The following is a 14,961-nucleotide window of genomic DNA, read 5'->3' on the forward strand; positions in this document are numbered from 1 at the left end:
ACGGGTGGACGCAAGGACGCACGGGCCCCGCGCGGGGCACACGAGCAGCCGCAGCGCGATCCTCGACGTCATCCGCGCCGCCGGCACCATCAGCCGCGTCGAGCTCACGCACGCCACCGGGCTGACTGCCGCCACCATCTCGACCGTCGTGCGACGGCTCATCGACGAGGGCCTCGTCGTCGAGGCGGGCCGGGCCGAGTCCACCGGCGGCAAGCCCCGGATGCTGCTGCAGCTCGACCCCGCGGCGCGGTACGCGGTCGGCGTGCACCTCGACCACGCGGGCATCACCTACGTGATCGCCAACCTCGGCGGGCACGTCGTCGCACGCTGGCGGCGCCCCGGGACCGGTGCCGACGACCCGCGGGACGTCGTCGCGCGGATCGCCGACGAGATCGCCGCGACCGTCGCACGCGTCGGGATCGACCCCGCACGGCTCCTCGGTGTCGGGGTCGTCTCGCCCGGCCCGCTGTCGACGGCCACCGGCATGACGCTCGCGCCGCCCGTCATGCAGCACTGGGCCGACTTCCCGCTCGCCGTGGCCATCGAGGACGCCGTCGGGCTCCCCGTGCTGCTCGACAACGACGCGACCGCCGCCGCGCTCGGCGAGTACTGGTCGGGCGGCGTGCCCACCGGAGCCGTCTGCGCGGCGCTGTACATGGGCACCGGGATCGGCGCCGGGATCCTCGTCGACGGCACCGTCTACCGCGGCAGGTCGTCCAACGCGGGCGAGATCGGGCACGTCTGCGTCGACGTCGACGGGCCGGCCTGCTGGTGCGGCAGCCGTGGGTGCATCGAGGCGGTCGCCGGCCCCGGCGCCGTCGTCGCGCGCGCGACGGAGGCCGGTGTCACGCTGCCCGGCCGCGGCGTGTCCGAGGACTTCGCCGCGCTCGCCCGGGCCGCGGCGCGCGGTGAGCCGGAGCCGGTGCGGCTGCTCGCGGACTCCGCGCGGTACGTCGCAGCCGCAGCCCAGGTCCTGGCCAACGTCCTCGACCTCGACCTCGTGGTGCTCACAGGGGCGTCGTTCGCGCACGCCGGGTCGCTCTACCTCCCGGTCGTCCAGGAGCGGCTGGACGGAGGGTTCTTCGCGCGCGGGACCCACGACGTCCGGGTCATGATCTCGTCGCACGCGTCCGAGGCCGCGGCCGTCGGGGGCGCCGCGCTCGTCCTGCAGACCGAGCTCGCGCCGCGCCAGGCCGGGCTCCGGATGGTCGTCGACACGCTGACCGAGCTGCCGGCAGGCTCAGGCGTCGCCTGACGTCCGCACCGGCCCCAGGAGCCGCTCCAGGCCCGCCTGGGGGATCGCGGTCCACGCGGGCCGGTTCCGCGCCTCGTACACCGCCTCGTACAGCGTCTTGTCGAGCTCCAGGGCGCGCAGCAGCAGCGAGCTCGTGGGGTCGTCCACGACGCCGTACCCGGCGAGCAGGCCCGCACGCGCGTCGGCGGTCCAGGCCGCGGCGGCGTCGCCCGTGAGTCCACCGACCGCCGCCGCGTAGTCGAACGAGCGCAGGAGCCCGGCGACGTCCCGGAGCGCGAGGTCCGGGCGGACCCGCGCCGCCAGCGGCGCCAACGGCTCACCCTCGAAGTCGATGACGAACCAGCGGCCCTCCGAGCGCAGCACCTGACCGAGGTGGAGGTCGCCGTGGACACGCTGCCGCGGCGGCGTCGTCGCGAGCCGGGCGACGTCGTCGGCGACCGCGCGCACGGCGTCGGCGACCCCGGCGAGGGGCGGTACGGCCGTGGTCGCCCACGCCAGCCGGTCGCGCAGGGCACTGGCCAGCGCAGCGGCTCCGTCCATCGACGACCCCACCCCGAACGACCGCACCAGCGCGTCGTGCATGCCGGCGACGGTGACGCCCAGCTCCGTCGCCGGCTCCCGGAACGCGCGTCCCGCGCCGGCCCACTCGCAGGCCAGCTCGAAGCCGTCCTGCGCCCCGGGGACGAAGGCGCTGAGAACTCCGAGGTAGCCGACCTCCGCGTCTCCCTGGGGCGACGTCCAGCCGGCCTGCGTCCACGCCAGGGGCGCAGGGACACCGTCCCAGCCCACCTCGACCAGACGGCGGGGCACGTCGATGTCGGGGTTCTCGCCACCGGCGAGCGTCCGCAGCACCTTGAGGATGCCTGTCGGGACTCCGTCCGGGCCCGGCAGGATCACCGACGTGTTGGACTGCTCGCCTGTCACGACACGGGCCGCCGTCACGTCGACGCTGGCCCCCGGCCCGTCCGCGGCCGCGAGCCACGCTGCCAGGAAGCGCGCGTCACCGGCGGCGTCCAGCACGGTGCGGTCCCCGGCAGTGCCGACGACGAGCCCGGGATCCGTACCCTCGGGGGGCGCGCCGACGACCAGCGCCACGGGCACCTGCAGCACGACGTCCACGTCACCGGCCCGTGCGCGCACCAGCAGCACGCGCACGTCGTCCGCGAGGTGCAGCGTCCCGACGGGCGTCAGCTCGGCATCCGTCCCCTTGGCCGGGTACCAGCGCCGCTGCGGCAGCCACGTGCCCAGCAACGCCACCACCTCGTGGTCGAGGCCGTCCGGTGTCACCGCCTCGAGGGTCACGGGCCTGTCAGCTCCAACCAGTAGAACTCGCGCGAACCGAGGGTGAACGTCATGGTCCCGTCCTGTCGGACGTCGGGGAAGTGCGCGCCGCCGAACACGTCGTGCGTCGCCCAGCCCGCACGCCCGGACAGTGTGATCGTCGCCGCACGCGCCGTCGCCGCGAGGTTCGCGACGACCAGGATCGTCTCGTCCGCGGTGCGACGCAGGAACGTCAGGACCGACTCGTTGTCGCACGGCACGACCTCGAACTCGCCCAGACCCAGCGCGGGGTGCTGACGGCGGACCGCGAGCATGCCGTGGACCCAGTGCAGCAGCGACGTCGGCTGAGCCAGCTGGGACTCCACGTTGACGTTGCCGTAGTGGTACACCAGCGACTGCACGAGCGGCAGGTACAGCTTGCCGGGGTCGGCGGTCGAGAACCCCGCGTTACGGTCGGGCGTCCACTGCATCGGCGTGCGCACCGCGTCGCGGTCGGAGAGCCAGATGTTGTCGCCCATGCCGATCTCGTCGCCGTAGTACAGGCAGGGGCTGCCCGGCAGCGACAGGAGCAGCGCGTGCGCGAGCTCGATCTCCTTGCGCGAGTTGTCGAGCAGCGGGGCGAGCCGCCGACGGATGCCGACGTTGGCGCGCATCCGGGAGTCGGGTGCGTACCAGCCGTACATCGACGCGCGCTCCTCCGTCGACACCATCTCGAGGGTCAGCTCGTCGTGGTTGCGCAGGAACGTGCTCCACTGCCCGCTCGCCGGGATGGGCGGCGTGTCCGCGAGGATGTCGACGATCTGCGTCGCGCGCTGGTCCCGCAGCGCGTAGTAGATGCGCGGCATCACCGGGAAGTGGAAGCACATGTGGCACTCGGGCTCGTCGTCCGTGCCGAAGTAGTGCACGACGTCCTCGGGCCACTGGTTCGCCTCGGCCAGCATGATCCGACCCGGGAACTCGTCGTCGATCACCCGCCGCACCTTGCGCAGGAACTCGTGGGTCTCCGGCAGGTTCTCGCAGTTGGTGCCCTCGGCCTCGAACAGGTAGGGCACGGCATCCAGCCGGAACCCGTCGACGCCGAGATGCAGCCAGAACCGGGCGACGTCGAGCATCGCGTCGACGACGCGTGGGTTCTCGAAGTTCAGGTCCGGCTGGTGGCTGAAGAACCGGTGCCAGAAGTACTGGCGCCGCACGGGGTCGAACGTCCAGTTCGACGTCTCGGTGTCGACGAAGATGATGCGCGCGTCCTGGTAGCGCGTGTTGTCGTCGCTCCACACGTAGAAGTCGCCGTACGGGCCGTCGGGGTCCGAGCGTGACGCCTGGAACCACGGGTGCTGGTCGCTCGTGTGGTTCATCACGAGGTCCACGACGATGCGCATGCCCCGGCGGTGGCACTCGGTGACCAGCGTGCGGAAGTCGTCGAGCGTGCCGTACTGCGGCGCGACGGCCGTGTAGTCGGACACGTCATACCCGCCGTCGCGCAGCGGCGAGGGGTAGAACGGTGGCAGCCACAGGCAGTCCACGCCCAGCCACTGGAGGTAGTCGAGCCGCTGGATGAGACCCGGGAGGTCGCCGCTGCCGTTGCCGCTGGAGTCCGCGAACGTCCGGAGCATCACCTCGTAGAACACGGCCGTGCGGTACCACTCGGGGTTGGCGTCCCGGCCGCCCGACACCGGCGGGGACGGCACGTCGGGCTGACGACGCCCGGGCAGGCCGTGCAGCGAGATCGACGCGGTCGTCGGCGGCGGCTCGCGGTGCGTGCCCGTGACCGGCACCGCCGACGCGCCGACCCGCGCGGGCGCGACAGCGGGCGCCCCCGGTACCGCGTCCGGCGATGGCAACGAGCCCGGCGGTGGGGTCCCCGGAAGCGGCTCGGCCGCCGGCGTGCCCAGCGCGGGCGTGCGCGGCGCGCGGACGTCGTCCGCCGCGGAGGAGTCGTCCCCCGCAGGCGGGAAGGGCCGCCTCATCGTGCCCCGGGCGTGTGCTCGAGGTAGACGACGTGCGCGACGTGGACCATCGGGTCGAGGCGCACGTAGACCTCGTCGGACCACGTGTAGGACTCGCCCGACAGCACGTCGTGCGCGACGACCGCACGATCCACCGGCAGGCCGAACGTCGACAGGTCGAGGTGCACGCTGCCCTCGCGCACCCCGTGGGGGTCGATGTTGACGACGACCACGACCGTGTCCGGTCGACCGGTCGGGGAGTGCGCCGCGTCCAGGTGGCGCGAGAAGCAGACGAGCGCGTCGTCCGTGGTCGGGTGGACCCGGACGTTCTGCAGCTGCTGCAGCGCAGGGTGCGCCCGCCGGATCTCGTTGAGCCGACCGATGAGCAGGGCGATGCCGAGGTCGTCCGCCCGGGACCAGTCCCGCGGCCGGAACTCGTACTTCTCGTTGTCGATCTGCTCCTCGACGCCCGGACGCGGCACGCTCTCCGCCAGCTCGTACCCGGAGTACACGCCCCAGGTCGGCGAGCCGGTCGCCGCGAGCACCGCGCGGACGGCGAACCCGGCGACACCACCGTGCTGCAGGTAGGGCGGCAGGATGTCGTGGGTCGTCGGCCAGAAGCTCGGGCGCAGCCACGGCGCCTCGTCGCCGCCGACCCGCGCGAGGTACTCCTCGAGCTCCGCCTTCGTGTTGCGCCACGTGAAGTACGTGTACGACTGGTGGAACCCGATCTTGGCGAGCGTGAGCATCATCGCCGGACGCGTGAACGCCTCGGACAGGAAGATGATCTCGGGGTGCGCCGCGTGCACGTCGGCCAGCAGTCGCTGCCAGAACGACAGCGGCTTCGTGTGCGGGTTGTCGACGCGGAACGCCGTGACGCCGTGGTCGATCCACACCTGCAGGACACGGCGGATCTCCGCGTAGATGCCCTCGGGGTCGTTGTCGAAGTTCAGCGGGTAGATGTCCTGGTACTTCTTGGGCGGGTTCTCCGCGTAGGCGATGGACCCGTCGGCTCGCGTCGTGAACCACTCCGGGTGCTCCTTGACCCAGGGGTGGTCGGGCGAGGCCTGCAGGGCGACGTCCAGCGCGACCTCCATCCCCAGCGAGCGGGCACGCGCGACGAACGCGTCGAAGTCGTCGAACGTGCCGAGCGACGGCTCGATCGAGTCGTGCCCGCCGTCCGGCGAGCCGATCGCGTACGGCGAGCCGGGGTCCCCGGGCAGCGCCGTCAGCGCGTTGTTGCGGCCCTTGCGGTACGTCGTGCCGATGGGGTGGATCGGCGTCAGGTAGACCACGTCGAAGCCCATCGCCGCGATGCGGGGGAGCTGGTTCGCGGCCGTCCGCAGGGTCCCGGACGTCCACCGCTGGGTGGCCTCGTCGAACGTCGCGCCGTGCGACCGCGGGAACATCTCGTACCAGGAGCCGGACAGCGCCAGCTTCCGGTGCACCACCAGCGGGTACGTGCGGGACGCCGTGACCATGTCGCGCAGCGGCCACCGCGCCAGCACCTGGCGGACCTGCCAGGACAGCGCCGCGGCCAGCCGTGCCAGGGGCGGGCGCGAGGTGTCGCGCAGCGCGGCGACCGCGTCGACCAGGACGCGGGCGTCCCGCTCGGGCATCGCGTCGTCGCCCGTGCGCCGCACCGCGCGCTCCAGCACCAGCGTGCCCTCGGTGAGCATGAGCTCGACGTCGATCCCCGCCTCGACCTTGATCGCCGCGTCATGGGCCCACGTGCCGTAGGGGTCGGACCAGCCCTCGACGCGGAACGACCACTCGCCCTCGGTGTCCGGGACGAGCCGCGCCTCGTACCGGTCGAGACCAGGAGCGATGTCGATCATGCGCGCCGACGAGTGCATCGACCCGTCCGGTCGCAGCAGGACCGCGGTGGCGCCGAGGGCGTCGTGACCCTCCCGGATCACCGTCGCCCGGATCGGCACGGACTCCCCGACGACAGCCTTGGCGGGGAACCGCCCCTCCTCGGCGACCGGGAAGACGTCGAGCACGGGGATGCGTCCGACCGGGAGGACGTCGGCGTCGGCGCCCCGCCCTCGCACGGTGGCGGGTGCGTCCGGTGCGTCGTCGGCCGCGCGCGCGGCCGCGGCAGCCGCGCGCGCGGCGGCGGCAGCCGGGGGCGCTGTCGCGGCGACAGGGGGTGCCGGGGGTGCCGCAGGGCTGCCGGGGGCGGCGTCCGGCTGCTCCGGTGCGGGCACGGGGACGTCCGCACGTGGGCGACCCGGGGGGGTGGCCGGTGACGTGCGACGAGAGCGGCGAGAAGTCGTCACGGTCCCGAACCTATCCGGCCCGCAGGGGTGGTGGCATCCGCTGGCCGCGCGTCGGTCGGCGCGCCGCGGGCCGCCGTGGCCCGTCCTGCCGCAGATCAGGACGATTGTCCGGATCGCGGGGGCGTGGTGGCTGTGAGATGCGTCCGATCTGCGTAGTCTGCGCCCGTGAGAGCGATCCGCCGGTTCACCGTCCGCACCGTGCTCCCCGCACCTCTCGTCGGCCTCGAGGAGCTGGCGCACAACCTGCGCTGGGCGTGGCACCCCGGCACCCGCGCCGTCTTCGCGGACCTCGACCCCGCCGTGTGGGAGCAGGTCGACGGCGACCCGGTGGCGTTCCTCGGCGCGCTGGAACGCGAGCGTCTCGACGAGCTCGCGGCGGACCCCGACCAGGTCGCGCGCGTGCGCGCCGCCGCCGCGGACCTCCGGGCCTACTGCGAGCAGCCGCGCTGGTACCAGCAGCAGACCGCGACGACGTTGCCCGCCTCGGTCGCGTACTTCTCGCCCGAGTACGGTGTCGCCGCGGCCCTCCCGCAGTACTCGGGCGGTCTGGGCGTGCTCGCCGGTGACCACCTGAAGGCGGCCTCCGACCTGGGCGTGCCCGTCGTCGGCGTCGGTCTGCTGTACCGCGCCGGGTACTTCCGCCAGGTGCTCGACCGCTCGGGGCGTCAGACCGAGACGTACCCCGTGCTCGACCCCGACGCCCTGCCGCTGTCGTTGCTGCGGGAGGCCGACGGGTCACCTGCGCGGGTCGAGCTCGCGCTGCCCGCCGGCCGCGTGCTCTCCGCGCAGGTCTGGGTGGCGCAGGTCGGGCGGGTCCCGCTGCTGCTCCTCGACTCGGACGTGCCCGCCAACGACGACGCCGGGCGGGCCGTCACGGACCGCCTCTACGGCGGCGCCGGCACGCACAGGCTGGAGCAGGAGCTGCTGCTGGGCGTCGGCGGCGTGCGGGCGCTGCGTACGTACGCGCGGCTCACCGGTGGTGCCGCACCCGAGGTCTTCCACACCAACGAGGGGCACGCGGGCTTCCTCGGCGTCGAGCGGGTCCGCGAGCTCGTCGCCGACGGCGCGTCCTACGCCACCGCGCTCGAGATCGTCCGCGCGACCACGATCTTCACGACGCACACGCCCGTCCCCGCCGGCATCGACCGGTTCGAGAGGCGGGTCGTCGAGCAGTACGTCGGGGCGTTCGACGAGGAGGCCACCCTCCCCGTCGCCGATGTCGTCGCCCTGGGGGTCGAGGACCACGCGGGCGGGGACCCCCGGCTCTTCAACATGGCGGTCATGGGGCTGCGCCTCGCCGGGCGCGCCAACGGCGTGTCCCGCCTGCACGGACGGGTCTCGCGCGAGATGTTCGCGGGCCTGTGGCCCGGGTTCGACGCCCAGGAGGTGCCGATCGGGTCCATCACGAACGGCGTGCACGCGCCGACGTGGGTCGCGCCCGAGGTGACGGCCCTGGCGGCGCGGCGCATGACCGCGCAGGATCTGGCGACCGGCGCCGGCTGGGAGACCGGCGGCACCGTCGGCGACGCCGAGCTGTGGGAGCTGCGCCGGCGTCTGCGCACCCGCCTCGTGGAGGACGTGCGCAGGCGGGTGCGCGCGTCGTGGCTGCGGCGCGGCGCACCGGCCGCCGACCTGCGGTGGGTCGACGACGCGTTGTCGCCCGACGTGCTGACCATCGGCTTCGCGCGCCGTGTGCCGACGTACAAGCGGCTGACCCTCATGCTCGCGGACCCGGAGCGGTTCGCAGCGCTCCTGCTCGACCCGCTGCGGCCCGTCCAGGTCGTCGTCGCGGGCAAGGCCCACCCCGCCGACGAGCCGGGCAAGGGGCTCGTCGCCGAGCTGGTCGAGTTCGCCGACCGGCACGACGTCCGCCACCGCATCGTCTTCCTGCCGGACCACGACATGCGCATGGCCGCGACGCTGTATCCGGGGTGCGACGTCTGGCTCAACAACCCGCTGCGACCGCTCGAGGCCTGCGGTACGTCGGGCATGAAGGTCGCGCTCAACGGTGGGCTGAACCTGTCCGTCCTGGACGGCTGGTGGCACGAGTGGCACGACGACGACAACGGCTGGGTCATCCCGACCGCCGACGGTGTGGACGATCCCGACGCCCGCGACGACGCCGAGGCCGGGGCGCTGTACGACGTGCTGGAGCAGCAGATCGTGCCGACGTTCTACGACCGGGACGACCACGACGTCCCCCGCCGGTGGCTGGAGATGGTGCGTCACACCCTCGCGACGCTGGGCCCGAAGGTCCAGGCCACGCGCATGGTCGCCGACTACGTCGCGCACCTCTACGTGCCGGCCGCCGCCGCCGGGGCAGCGCTCGCGGCCGACGACCGGGCGCGGGCGGTCGCGCTCGCGGACTGGCGCGCTCGCGTGCGTGACGCGTGGCCCAAGGTCGTCGTCGACCACGTCGACGCATCGGGCGTGGGCACGTCGCCGCAGGTCGGCGACCGGCTCCACGTGCAGGCGTGGGTGGACCTGGGCGACCTCGAACCCGCGGACGTCGAGGTGCAGGTGGTTCACGGACCCGTCGGGCCCGACGACGAGATCCAGGAGTTCACGGTCACGGCGCTGGCGCTGGACGACACGCTCGAGGCCGACCGCTACCGGTACTCGGGGGACGTCGACCTGACCGCGACCGGCACCTTCGGCTACACGGTCCGCGTCGTCCCGCGGCACGAGGCACTGACGTCCGTGGCGTCGGCGGGCCTGGTGACGACGGCTTCCTGACGACGGCTTCCTGACCGCCCCGCCACCCCACCCCACCCCCTTCCCTTCCGACGAACTCGTCCTTTGGCGGCTTCTGACGGTCCAGAAGCCGCCAAAGGGGCAGGTCGCGGCCAGCGATCACGGCGTAGCGGACGAGGAGCCGCCGTGGGGGATGGGTGGGGTCGGGGTGGGTGGGGGTGGTGAGCCGTCCACAGGGGCCGGAGGCGGCGGGCGATCCACCGGTTGGTCGGCGTGGCGCCGGGGTGACCCGCCCGTGCTGTGGAGTCGGCGGATGCGCCGACCGACGCCCGTGCCCGACCCCTTGCTCGACACAGCCGCACGTCAGGAGGGACTGCTGTCCACCGCGCAGTGCGAGCGTGCGGGCCTGACGCGCGACCGCCGTGCGGCACTGGGACGGGCCGGGGAGCTCGTCCCCGTCGTGCGCGGCGTGCATGACGCGGCGCCGGCGGTCGTCCGCAGGCACGGTCCCCACGTGTTCGCCGCGCCCGCGCCGGGTGGTCGGCCCGGAGCGGACCGCGGGGGCGCTCCCACCGCACCACGCGACCTCGACCACCTGCGCCGACGCGCAGCGTGGACAGCGCTGCTCGCGCTCGGCCCTTCGCGTGCGGTCGCGGTCGGGTGCTGCGCCCTCGCGCTGCATGGTGTCCAAGGGCTGCCGGCGACGATCCGACCCGAGGCGGCGCTGCCCTCAGCCGACGGCCGGCGTCCACGCGGTGGTGAACCCGTCACCGGGTCCGTGACCCGGTGCTTCGGCACCGGGGACGTCGTGGTCGTCGGGGGAGCGCGCGCCGTGGTGCCCGAGCTCGCGCTCGCGCAGGCCGTCTGCGAGCTCGGCCGCGACCACGCCGTCGCGGTCCTGGACTCGGCGCTGCAGCGCGGGCTCGTCCTGGCCGGGGACCTCGGGGGCGTCCGTGCGCGGGCGCGCGGCAGACGTGGGGCGGCTCGGCTCGCGGAGTGGTGGCACCTCGTCGACGGGCGCGCGCAGTCCCCCCTCGAGACGTGGGCCCGCCTGCAGTGCGTCGACGCCGGGATCCCGCCGCACGACGTCCAGGTCCCCGTGCGCGACCGTGCCGGGCGGGTCGTCGCCCGCGGTGACCTCGGCTGGATCCAGCGCGACGGGCGGCTGCTCGTCGCCGAGGTGGACGGCGCGGGTCCGCACTCCACCCCGGCGGCGTTGTACGAGGACCGGCGCCGCCAGAACGCCATCGCCGCCGCCGACGCCGTCCTCGTGCGGTTCACGGCCGAGGACATCAGGGCCAGGCACGTCGTCCCGAGCACCATCCGCCGCCACCTGCGGTGACACGGTCCGAACCCCTGGCGACGGGCCGTCCGGAAGCCCTCGTCTCGTGGGCGACCCCGTCGCGAAGCCGTCCGTATCCCGGGATTTCACGCCGACGACCTCGCCCTTTGGCGGCTTCTGGCGGGTCGGAAGCCGCCAAACGTGGAGTTCGGCGGGTGGGGGTTGGGGGGTTAGTGGGGGGTGGGGAGGGATCGGGCTGTGGTTCGGGCGGTGTGGAGGCAGCCTGCCAGGAAGGTGCCCTCCAGGGCGCGGTGGCCGTGGACGCCGCCGCCGCCGAACCCGGAGGCCTCGCCGACGGCCCACAGCCCGGGCAGCACCTCACCGTCGGGGCGCAGGACGCGGCCCTCGAGGTCGGTGGCCAGGCCTCCGAGCGTCTTGCGCGTGAGGACGGACAGGCGCACGGCGTACAGCGGGCCGTGGGCGGGGTCGAGCAGGCGGTGCGGCGGGGCGACGCGGATCGCACGGTCCACGACGTACCGACGCGCCATGGCGGTCGCCGTGACCTGCAGGTCCTTGCCGAGTCCCGTCGCCACCTGCGCGTCGCGCGCCGCGATCGTGCGGGCGAGGGCGTCGGGGTCGATGCGCGACGTGCCGGTGAGCGCGTTCATGCCGGCAGCCAGCTCGGCGGGCGTGGCCGCGGCCACGAACTCCGGCGAGCGCTGCGCGAACATCTCGACGGGCCCGACCGCCCCACGTCGCACGCGCTGCAGCAGCAGGGCGACGTCCCGGCCCGTGAGGTCGGGGTTCTGCTCCGACCCGGACAGCGCGAGCTCCTTGCCGAGGATCGTGCGGTCGAGCACGAACCACGAGTGGTCGTCGCCGCGGGACGTGACGTGCTGGAGCGCGCCCAGCGAGTCGAAGCCCGGGAACAGCGGCGCGGGCAGCCGCTGCCCGTCGGCGTCGAGCCACAGCGCGCTGGGGCCCGGGAGGATCCGGATGCCGTGCGACGACCACACCGGCGAGTGGTTCGCGATCCCCTCGGGGTAGTGCCACATGCGCCCGACGTGCGCGACGTGCGCGCCGGCCGCCCGCGCGGCCTCGATCCCCGAGCCGTCGACGTGGTCGGGGACACCGGACAGCATCCGGGCCGGCAGGCGCCCCGCGGACGTGGGCCACGTCGCGCGCACCAGCTCGTGGTTCGCGCCGATGCCTCCCGTGGCGACGACGACCACCGGGGCGTCGACCTCGAACGCGCCCACCACCGCGCGCGACGACGGCGCACCGCGCTCGACGCCGTCGCTGGCGAGCACGTCCCCGCGGACCCCCGTCACGCGACCGTCGGTCGTCGTCAGGGCGGTGGCCCGGTGCCGGAACCGCACCTCGACGCGCCCGTCGCGGTGACCGGCGAGCAACGCGCGCACGAAGGGCTCGAGGAGACCGGGGCCGGTACCCCACGTGACGTGGAACCGCGGCACCGAGTTGCCGTGCCCGTCCGCCAGGTAGCCACCGCGCTCGGCCCACTGCACGAGGGGGAACCAGCGCACACCCTGACGGTGCAGCCACTGCCTCAGGTCACCCGCGGCGAACTCGACGAAGCTCTCTGCCCAGGCGCGACCCCACCGGTCGGACCCGTCGTCGGCGAACGCTGCCGACCCGAGCCAGTCGGCCAGGGCGAGCTCCGCGCTGTCCCGCACCCCGAGCCGGCGCTGCTCCGGCGAGTCGACGAGGAACAGCCCTCCGAACGACCACCACGCCTGCCCGCCCAGACTCGCGGGGGGCTCGGCGTCCAGGAGCAGGACCCTGCGGCCGGCCGCGAGCAGCTCGGCTGTGGTGGCCAGGCCCGCGAGCCCGGCACCGACCACCACGACGTCGTGGGTGTGCGTCATGCGCGCACGCTACCCGCCCGGAGGTCCTGCGTCAGGGGCGGACGTACACCCGCATGCTCAGCGGCTCCACCGTCGTCACCGACCCGGCGGACTGGTGCAGACCCCCTGAGATCGCGGCCGTGGACACCTCCGCCGGGTGTTCCCAGACCGAGTCCCACGCGAGCGTCCACGGCGTCGTGTCGCCGTCCGCGAGCCGCACGGCGACGGCGTCGAGCGCGCCGTTGACGACCAGCAGGACCTGGTCGTCAGCGGGTACCGGAGCGACGCGGACCATCTGAAAGGTGCGGATCGAGGCGTCGTGCCAGCGGCCGTGGTCGAACGGCACGCCGTCGGCGCCGTACCAGCCGAGGTCCGGCGGTCCCCCGGGAACGCGCGGGGCACCGGAGTAGAACGTCTCGGCCCGCAGGGCGGGGTGCTCGCGCCGCAGGGCGAGGAGGTGCCGTGCGGTCGCGAGGAGGTCCTCGCGCCACCGTGACAGGTCCCAGCGCACCCAGGAGATCTCGTTGTCCTGGCAGTACGCGTTGTTGTTGCCGCCCTGCGATCGCCCTGTCTCGTCGCCCGCGGTGAGCATCGGGGTCCCCGCTGCCAGGACGAGCGTCGCGAACAGGTTGCGCACCGAACGGCGGCGCAGAGGAGCGATGGCGGCGGCCGGCGACTCCCGCTGTACCGGTCCCTCGACACCGTGGTTCCACGACCGGTTGTCGTCGGAGCCGTCACGGTTCTGCTCGCCGTTGGCGGCGTTGTGCTTGTGCTCGTAGGCGACGAGGTCGGCCAGCGTGAAGCCGTCGTGCGCCGTGACGTAGTTGATCGACGCGCGAGGGCCGCGGGTGAGCGGCGGGGTGCCGCTGCCGAACAGGTCGGCGGACCCCGCCAGGCGCGTGGCCAGGTCCCGCACGCGGTCACCGGGCAGACCGTGCGCTGCACGGCCCGGGTCCGAGAGCCAGAAGGAGCGGACCGCGTTGCGGAACCGGTCGTTCCACTCCCCGAACGGTGCGGGGAACTGCCCTGTGCGCCACCCGCCGGGTCCCACGTCCCACGGCTCGGCGACGAGCTTGAGCCCCGTGAGCGACGGGTCCGTCGCTGCACCGATGAGCGTCGCGTGGTCCGGGCGGAACCCGTCGGTGCTGCGGCCGAGCGTGACCGCGAGGTCGAAGCGGAAACCGTCGACCCCCACCACGTCCGCCCAGTAGCGCAGCGAGTCCAGCGTCATGGCCACGACACCCGTGCGGCGGAAGTCGAGGGAGTTGCCCGTGCCCGTCACGTCGACCAGCGTCGCCGGCACGGAGCCGTCGTGCATGTAGTAGTACGCGCTGTCGAGGCCGCGCCACGACACGTGCTGCCCTGCCAGCCCGCCCTCGCAGGTGTGGTTGTAGACCACGTCGAGCAGGACCTCCAGGCCCGCCTCGTGCAGCGCGTGCACGGTCGCGCGCAGCTCGGCGAGCACCGCCGCCGGTCCCGCTGCCCGCGCGGCGGCGGTGGCGTACGCGGCGTGCGGTGCGAAGAACCCGAGCGTCGAGTAGCCCCAGTAGTTGGTGAGGCCCTTGGCGACGAGGTGCGGCTCGGAGGCGAACGCGTGGATCGGCAGCAGCTCGAGGGCCGTGACGCCCAGGCTCAGCAGGTGGTCGACGACGGCAGGGTGCGCCAGTCCGGCGTAGGTGCCCCGCAGCTCGGGCGGGAGCGCGGGGTGCAGGTGGGTCAGGCCCTTGGTGTGCGCCTCGTAGACGACGGTGTCGGCCCACGGCGTCCAGGGACGGTTGGCCGCGGGGTCCGGACCGGGCAGCGCGCGGGTGTCGACGACCACGCCGTGGGGGACGTGGCCCGCGGAGTCGCGGTCGTCCCGCGGCCCGTACGGGTTGCCCACGAGGTCGTCGGCGACGACGTGGCCGTAGGTCGGCGGGCTGTAGGCCAGCTCCCCGACCAGGCCCCGGGCGTACGGGTCCACCAGGAGCTTGGCGGGGTTGTAGCGCATCCCCTGCCCGGGCTCCCAGGGGCCGTCCGCCCGCAGGCCGTAGCGCTGCCCGGGACGCACCCCGGGGACGGACGCTGACCAGATGCCGAGCTGCGGACCGGACAGCGGGACCCGTCGCTCGGTGGGCGCGTCCACCGGCCCGTCGAGCAGGCACAGCTCGACCGCTGTCGCGTGGGGGGCGAGCACCGCGACGTCGACGCCCGAGTCGGTGACGTGCACGCCGAGGCGTCGCGGGCCCCGTTCAGGGCCGGTCCTCGTGGTGTCGGTCACCCGCCCATCGTGCCAGGGCCTGGGCCCGTGACGTGACCCGGGTGTTTCCACCAGGCGAACACGGGAGGCGGCGGCCGGGGGTGCGGGCGGTAACGT

8 protein-coding genes are annotated in these 14,961 nt (G+C 74.1%); 3 read left to right on the plus strand and 5 right to left on the minus strand.

Annotation, left to right across the window (positions count from 1 at the left end; genetic code table 11):
* Window positions 1-4: 4 nt before the first annotated feature.
* Entirely contained in the window at window positions 5-1,255 is a 1,251-nt protein-coding gene (locus NP048_RS05630) for an ROK family transcriptional regulator (RefSeq protein ID WP_227577234.1), read from the plus strand.
* Here the strand turns inward: NP048_RS05630 and NP048_RS05635 are convergent.
* Genes NP048_RS05635 through NP048_RS05645 form a run of 3 tightly spaced genes read right to left on the minus strand, consistent with a single transcriptional unit; the run spans window position 1,241 to window position 6,692 of the window.
* Window positions 1,241-2,557, minus strand: coding sequence for a maltokinase N-terminal cap-like domain-containing protein (locus NP048_RS05635; RefSeq protein WP_227577235.1), 1,317 nt, complete (start codon window positions 2,555-2,557; stop codon window positions 1,241-1,243). The genes NP048_RS05630 and NP048_RS05635 overlap by 15 nt on opposite strands.
* On the minus strand, window positions 2,554-4,503 hold the full coding sequence (gene treS, locus NP048_RS05640; protein WP_227577236.1) for a maltose alpha-D-glucosyltransferase: 1,950 nt from the start codon (window positions 4,501-4,503) through the stop codon (window positions 2,554-2,556). Before treS ends, NP048_RS05635 begins: the two co-directional genes overlap by 4 nt.
* Entirely contained in the window at window positions 4,500-6,692 is a 2,193-nt protein-coding gene (locus NP048_RS05645; RefSeq protein WP_372456819.1) for an alpha-1,4-glucan--maltose-1-phosphate maltosyltransferase, read from the minus strand. The genes treS and NP048_RS05645 overlap by 4 nt, the downstream gene beginning before the upstream one ends.
* A 237-nt stretch (window positions 6,693-6,929) precedes the next feature.
* Between NP048_RS05645 and glgP the strand changes: the two genes are divergently transcribed.
* Both glgP and NP048_RS05655 read left to right on the plus strand, forming a co-directional pair.
* Window positions 6,930-9,500: an alpha-glucan family phosphorylase gene (glgP, locus tag NP048_RS05650; RefSeq protein WP_227577237.1), complete on the plus strand. Its 2,571-nt coding sequence runs from the start codon at window positions 6,930-6,932 to the stop codon at window positions 9,498-9,500.
* Between the two features lie 271 nt (window positions 9,501-9,771).
* Window positions 9,772-10,800: a hypothetical protein gene (locus NP048_RS05655; RefSeq protein ID WP_227577238.1), complete on the plus strand. Its 1,029-nt coding sequence runs from the start codon at window positions 9,772-9,774 to the stop codon at window positions 10,798-10,800.
* Between the two features lie 170 nt (window positions 10,801-10,970).
* Here the strand turns inward: NP048_RS05655 and NP048_RS05660 are convergent, their stop codons facing one another.
* Window positions 10,971-12,626: an FAD-binding dehydrogenase gene (locus NP048_RS05660; protein WP_227577239.1), complete on the minus strand. Its 1,656-nt coding sequence runs from the start codon at window positions 12,624-12,626 to the stop codon at window positions 10,971-10,973.
* 31 nt (window positions 12,627-12,657) lie between these two features.
* A complete protein-coding gene (gene glgX, locus NP048_RS05665) occupies window positions 12,658-14,865 on the minus strand; it encodes a glycogen debranching protein GlgX (protein ID WP_227577240.1) in 2,208 nt (735 codons plus the stop codon).
* Between the last annotated feature and the right edge of the window lie 96 nt (window positions 14,866-14,961).

This window comes from Cellulomonas xiejunii, assembly GCF_024508315.1.
GTDB lineage: Bacteria > Actinomycetota > Actinomycetes > Actinomycetales > Cellulomonadaceae > Cellulomonas > Cellulomonas xiejunii.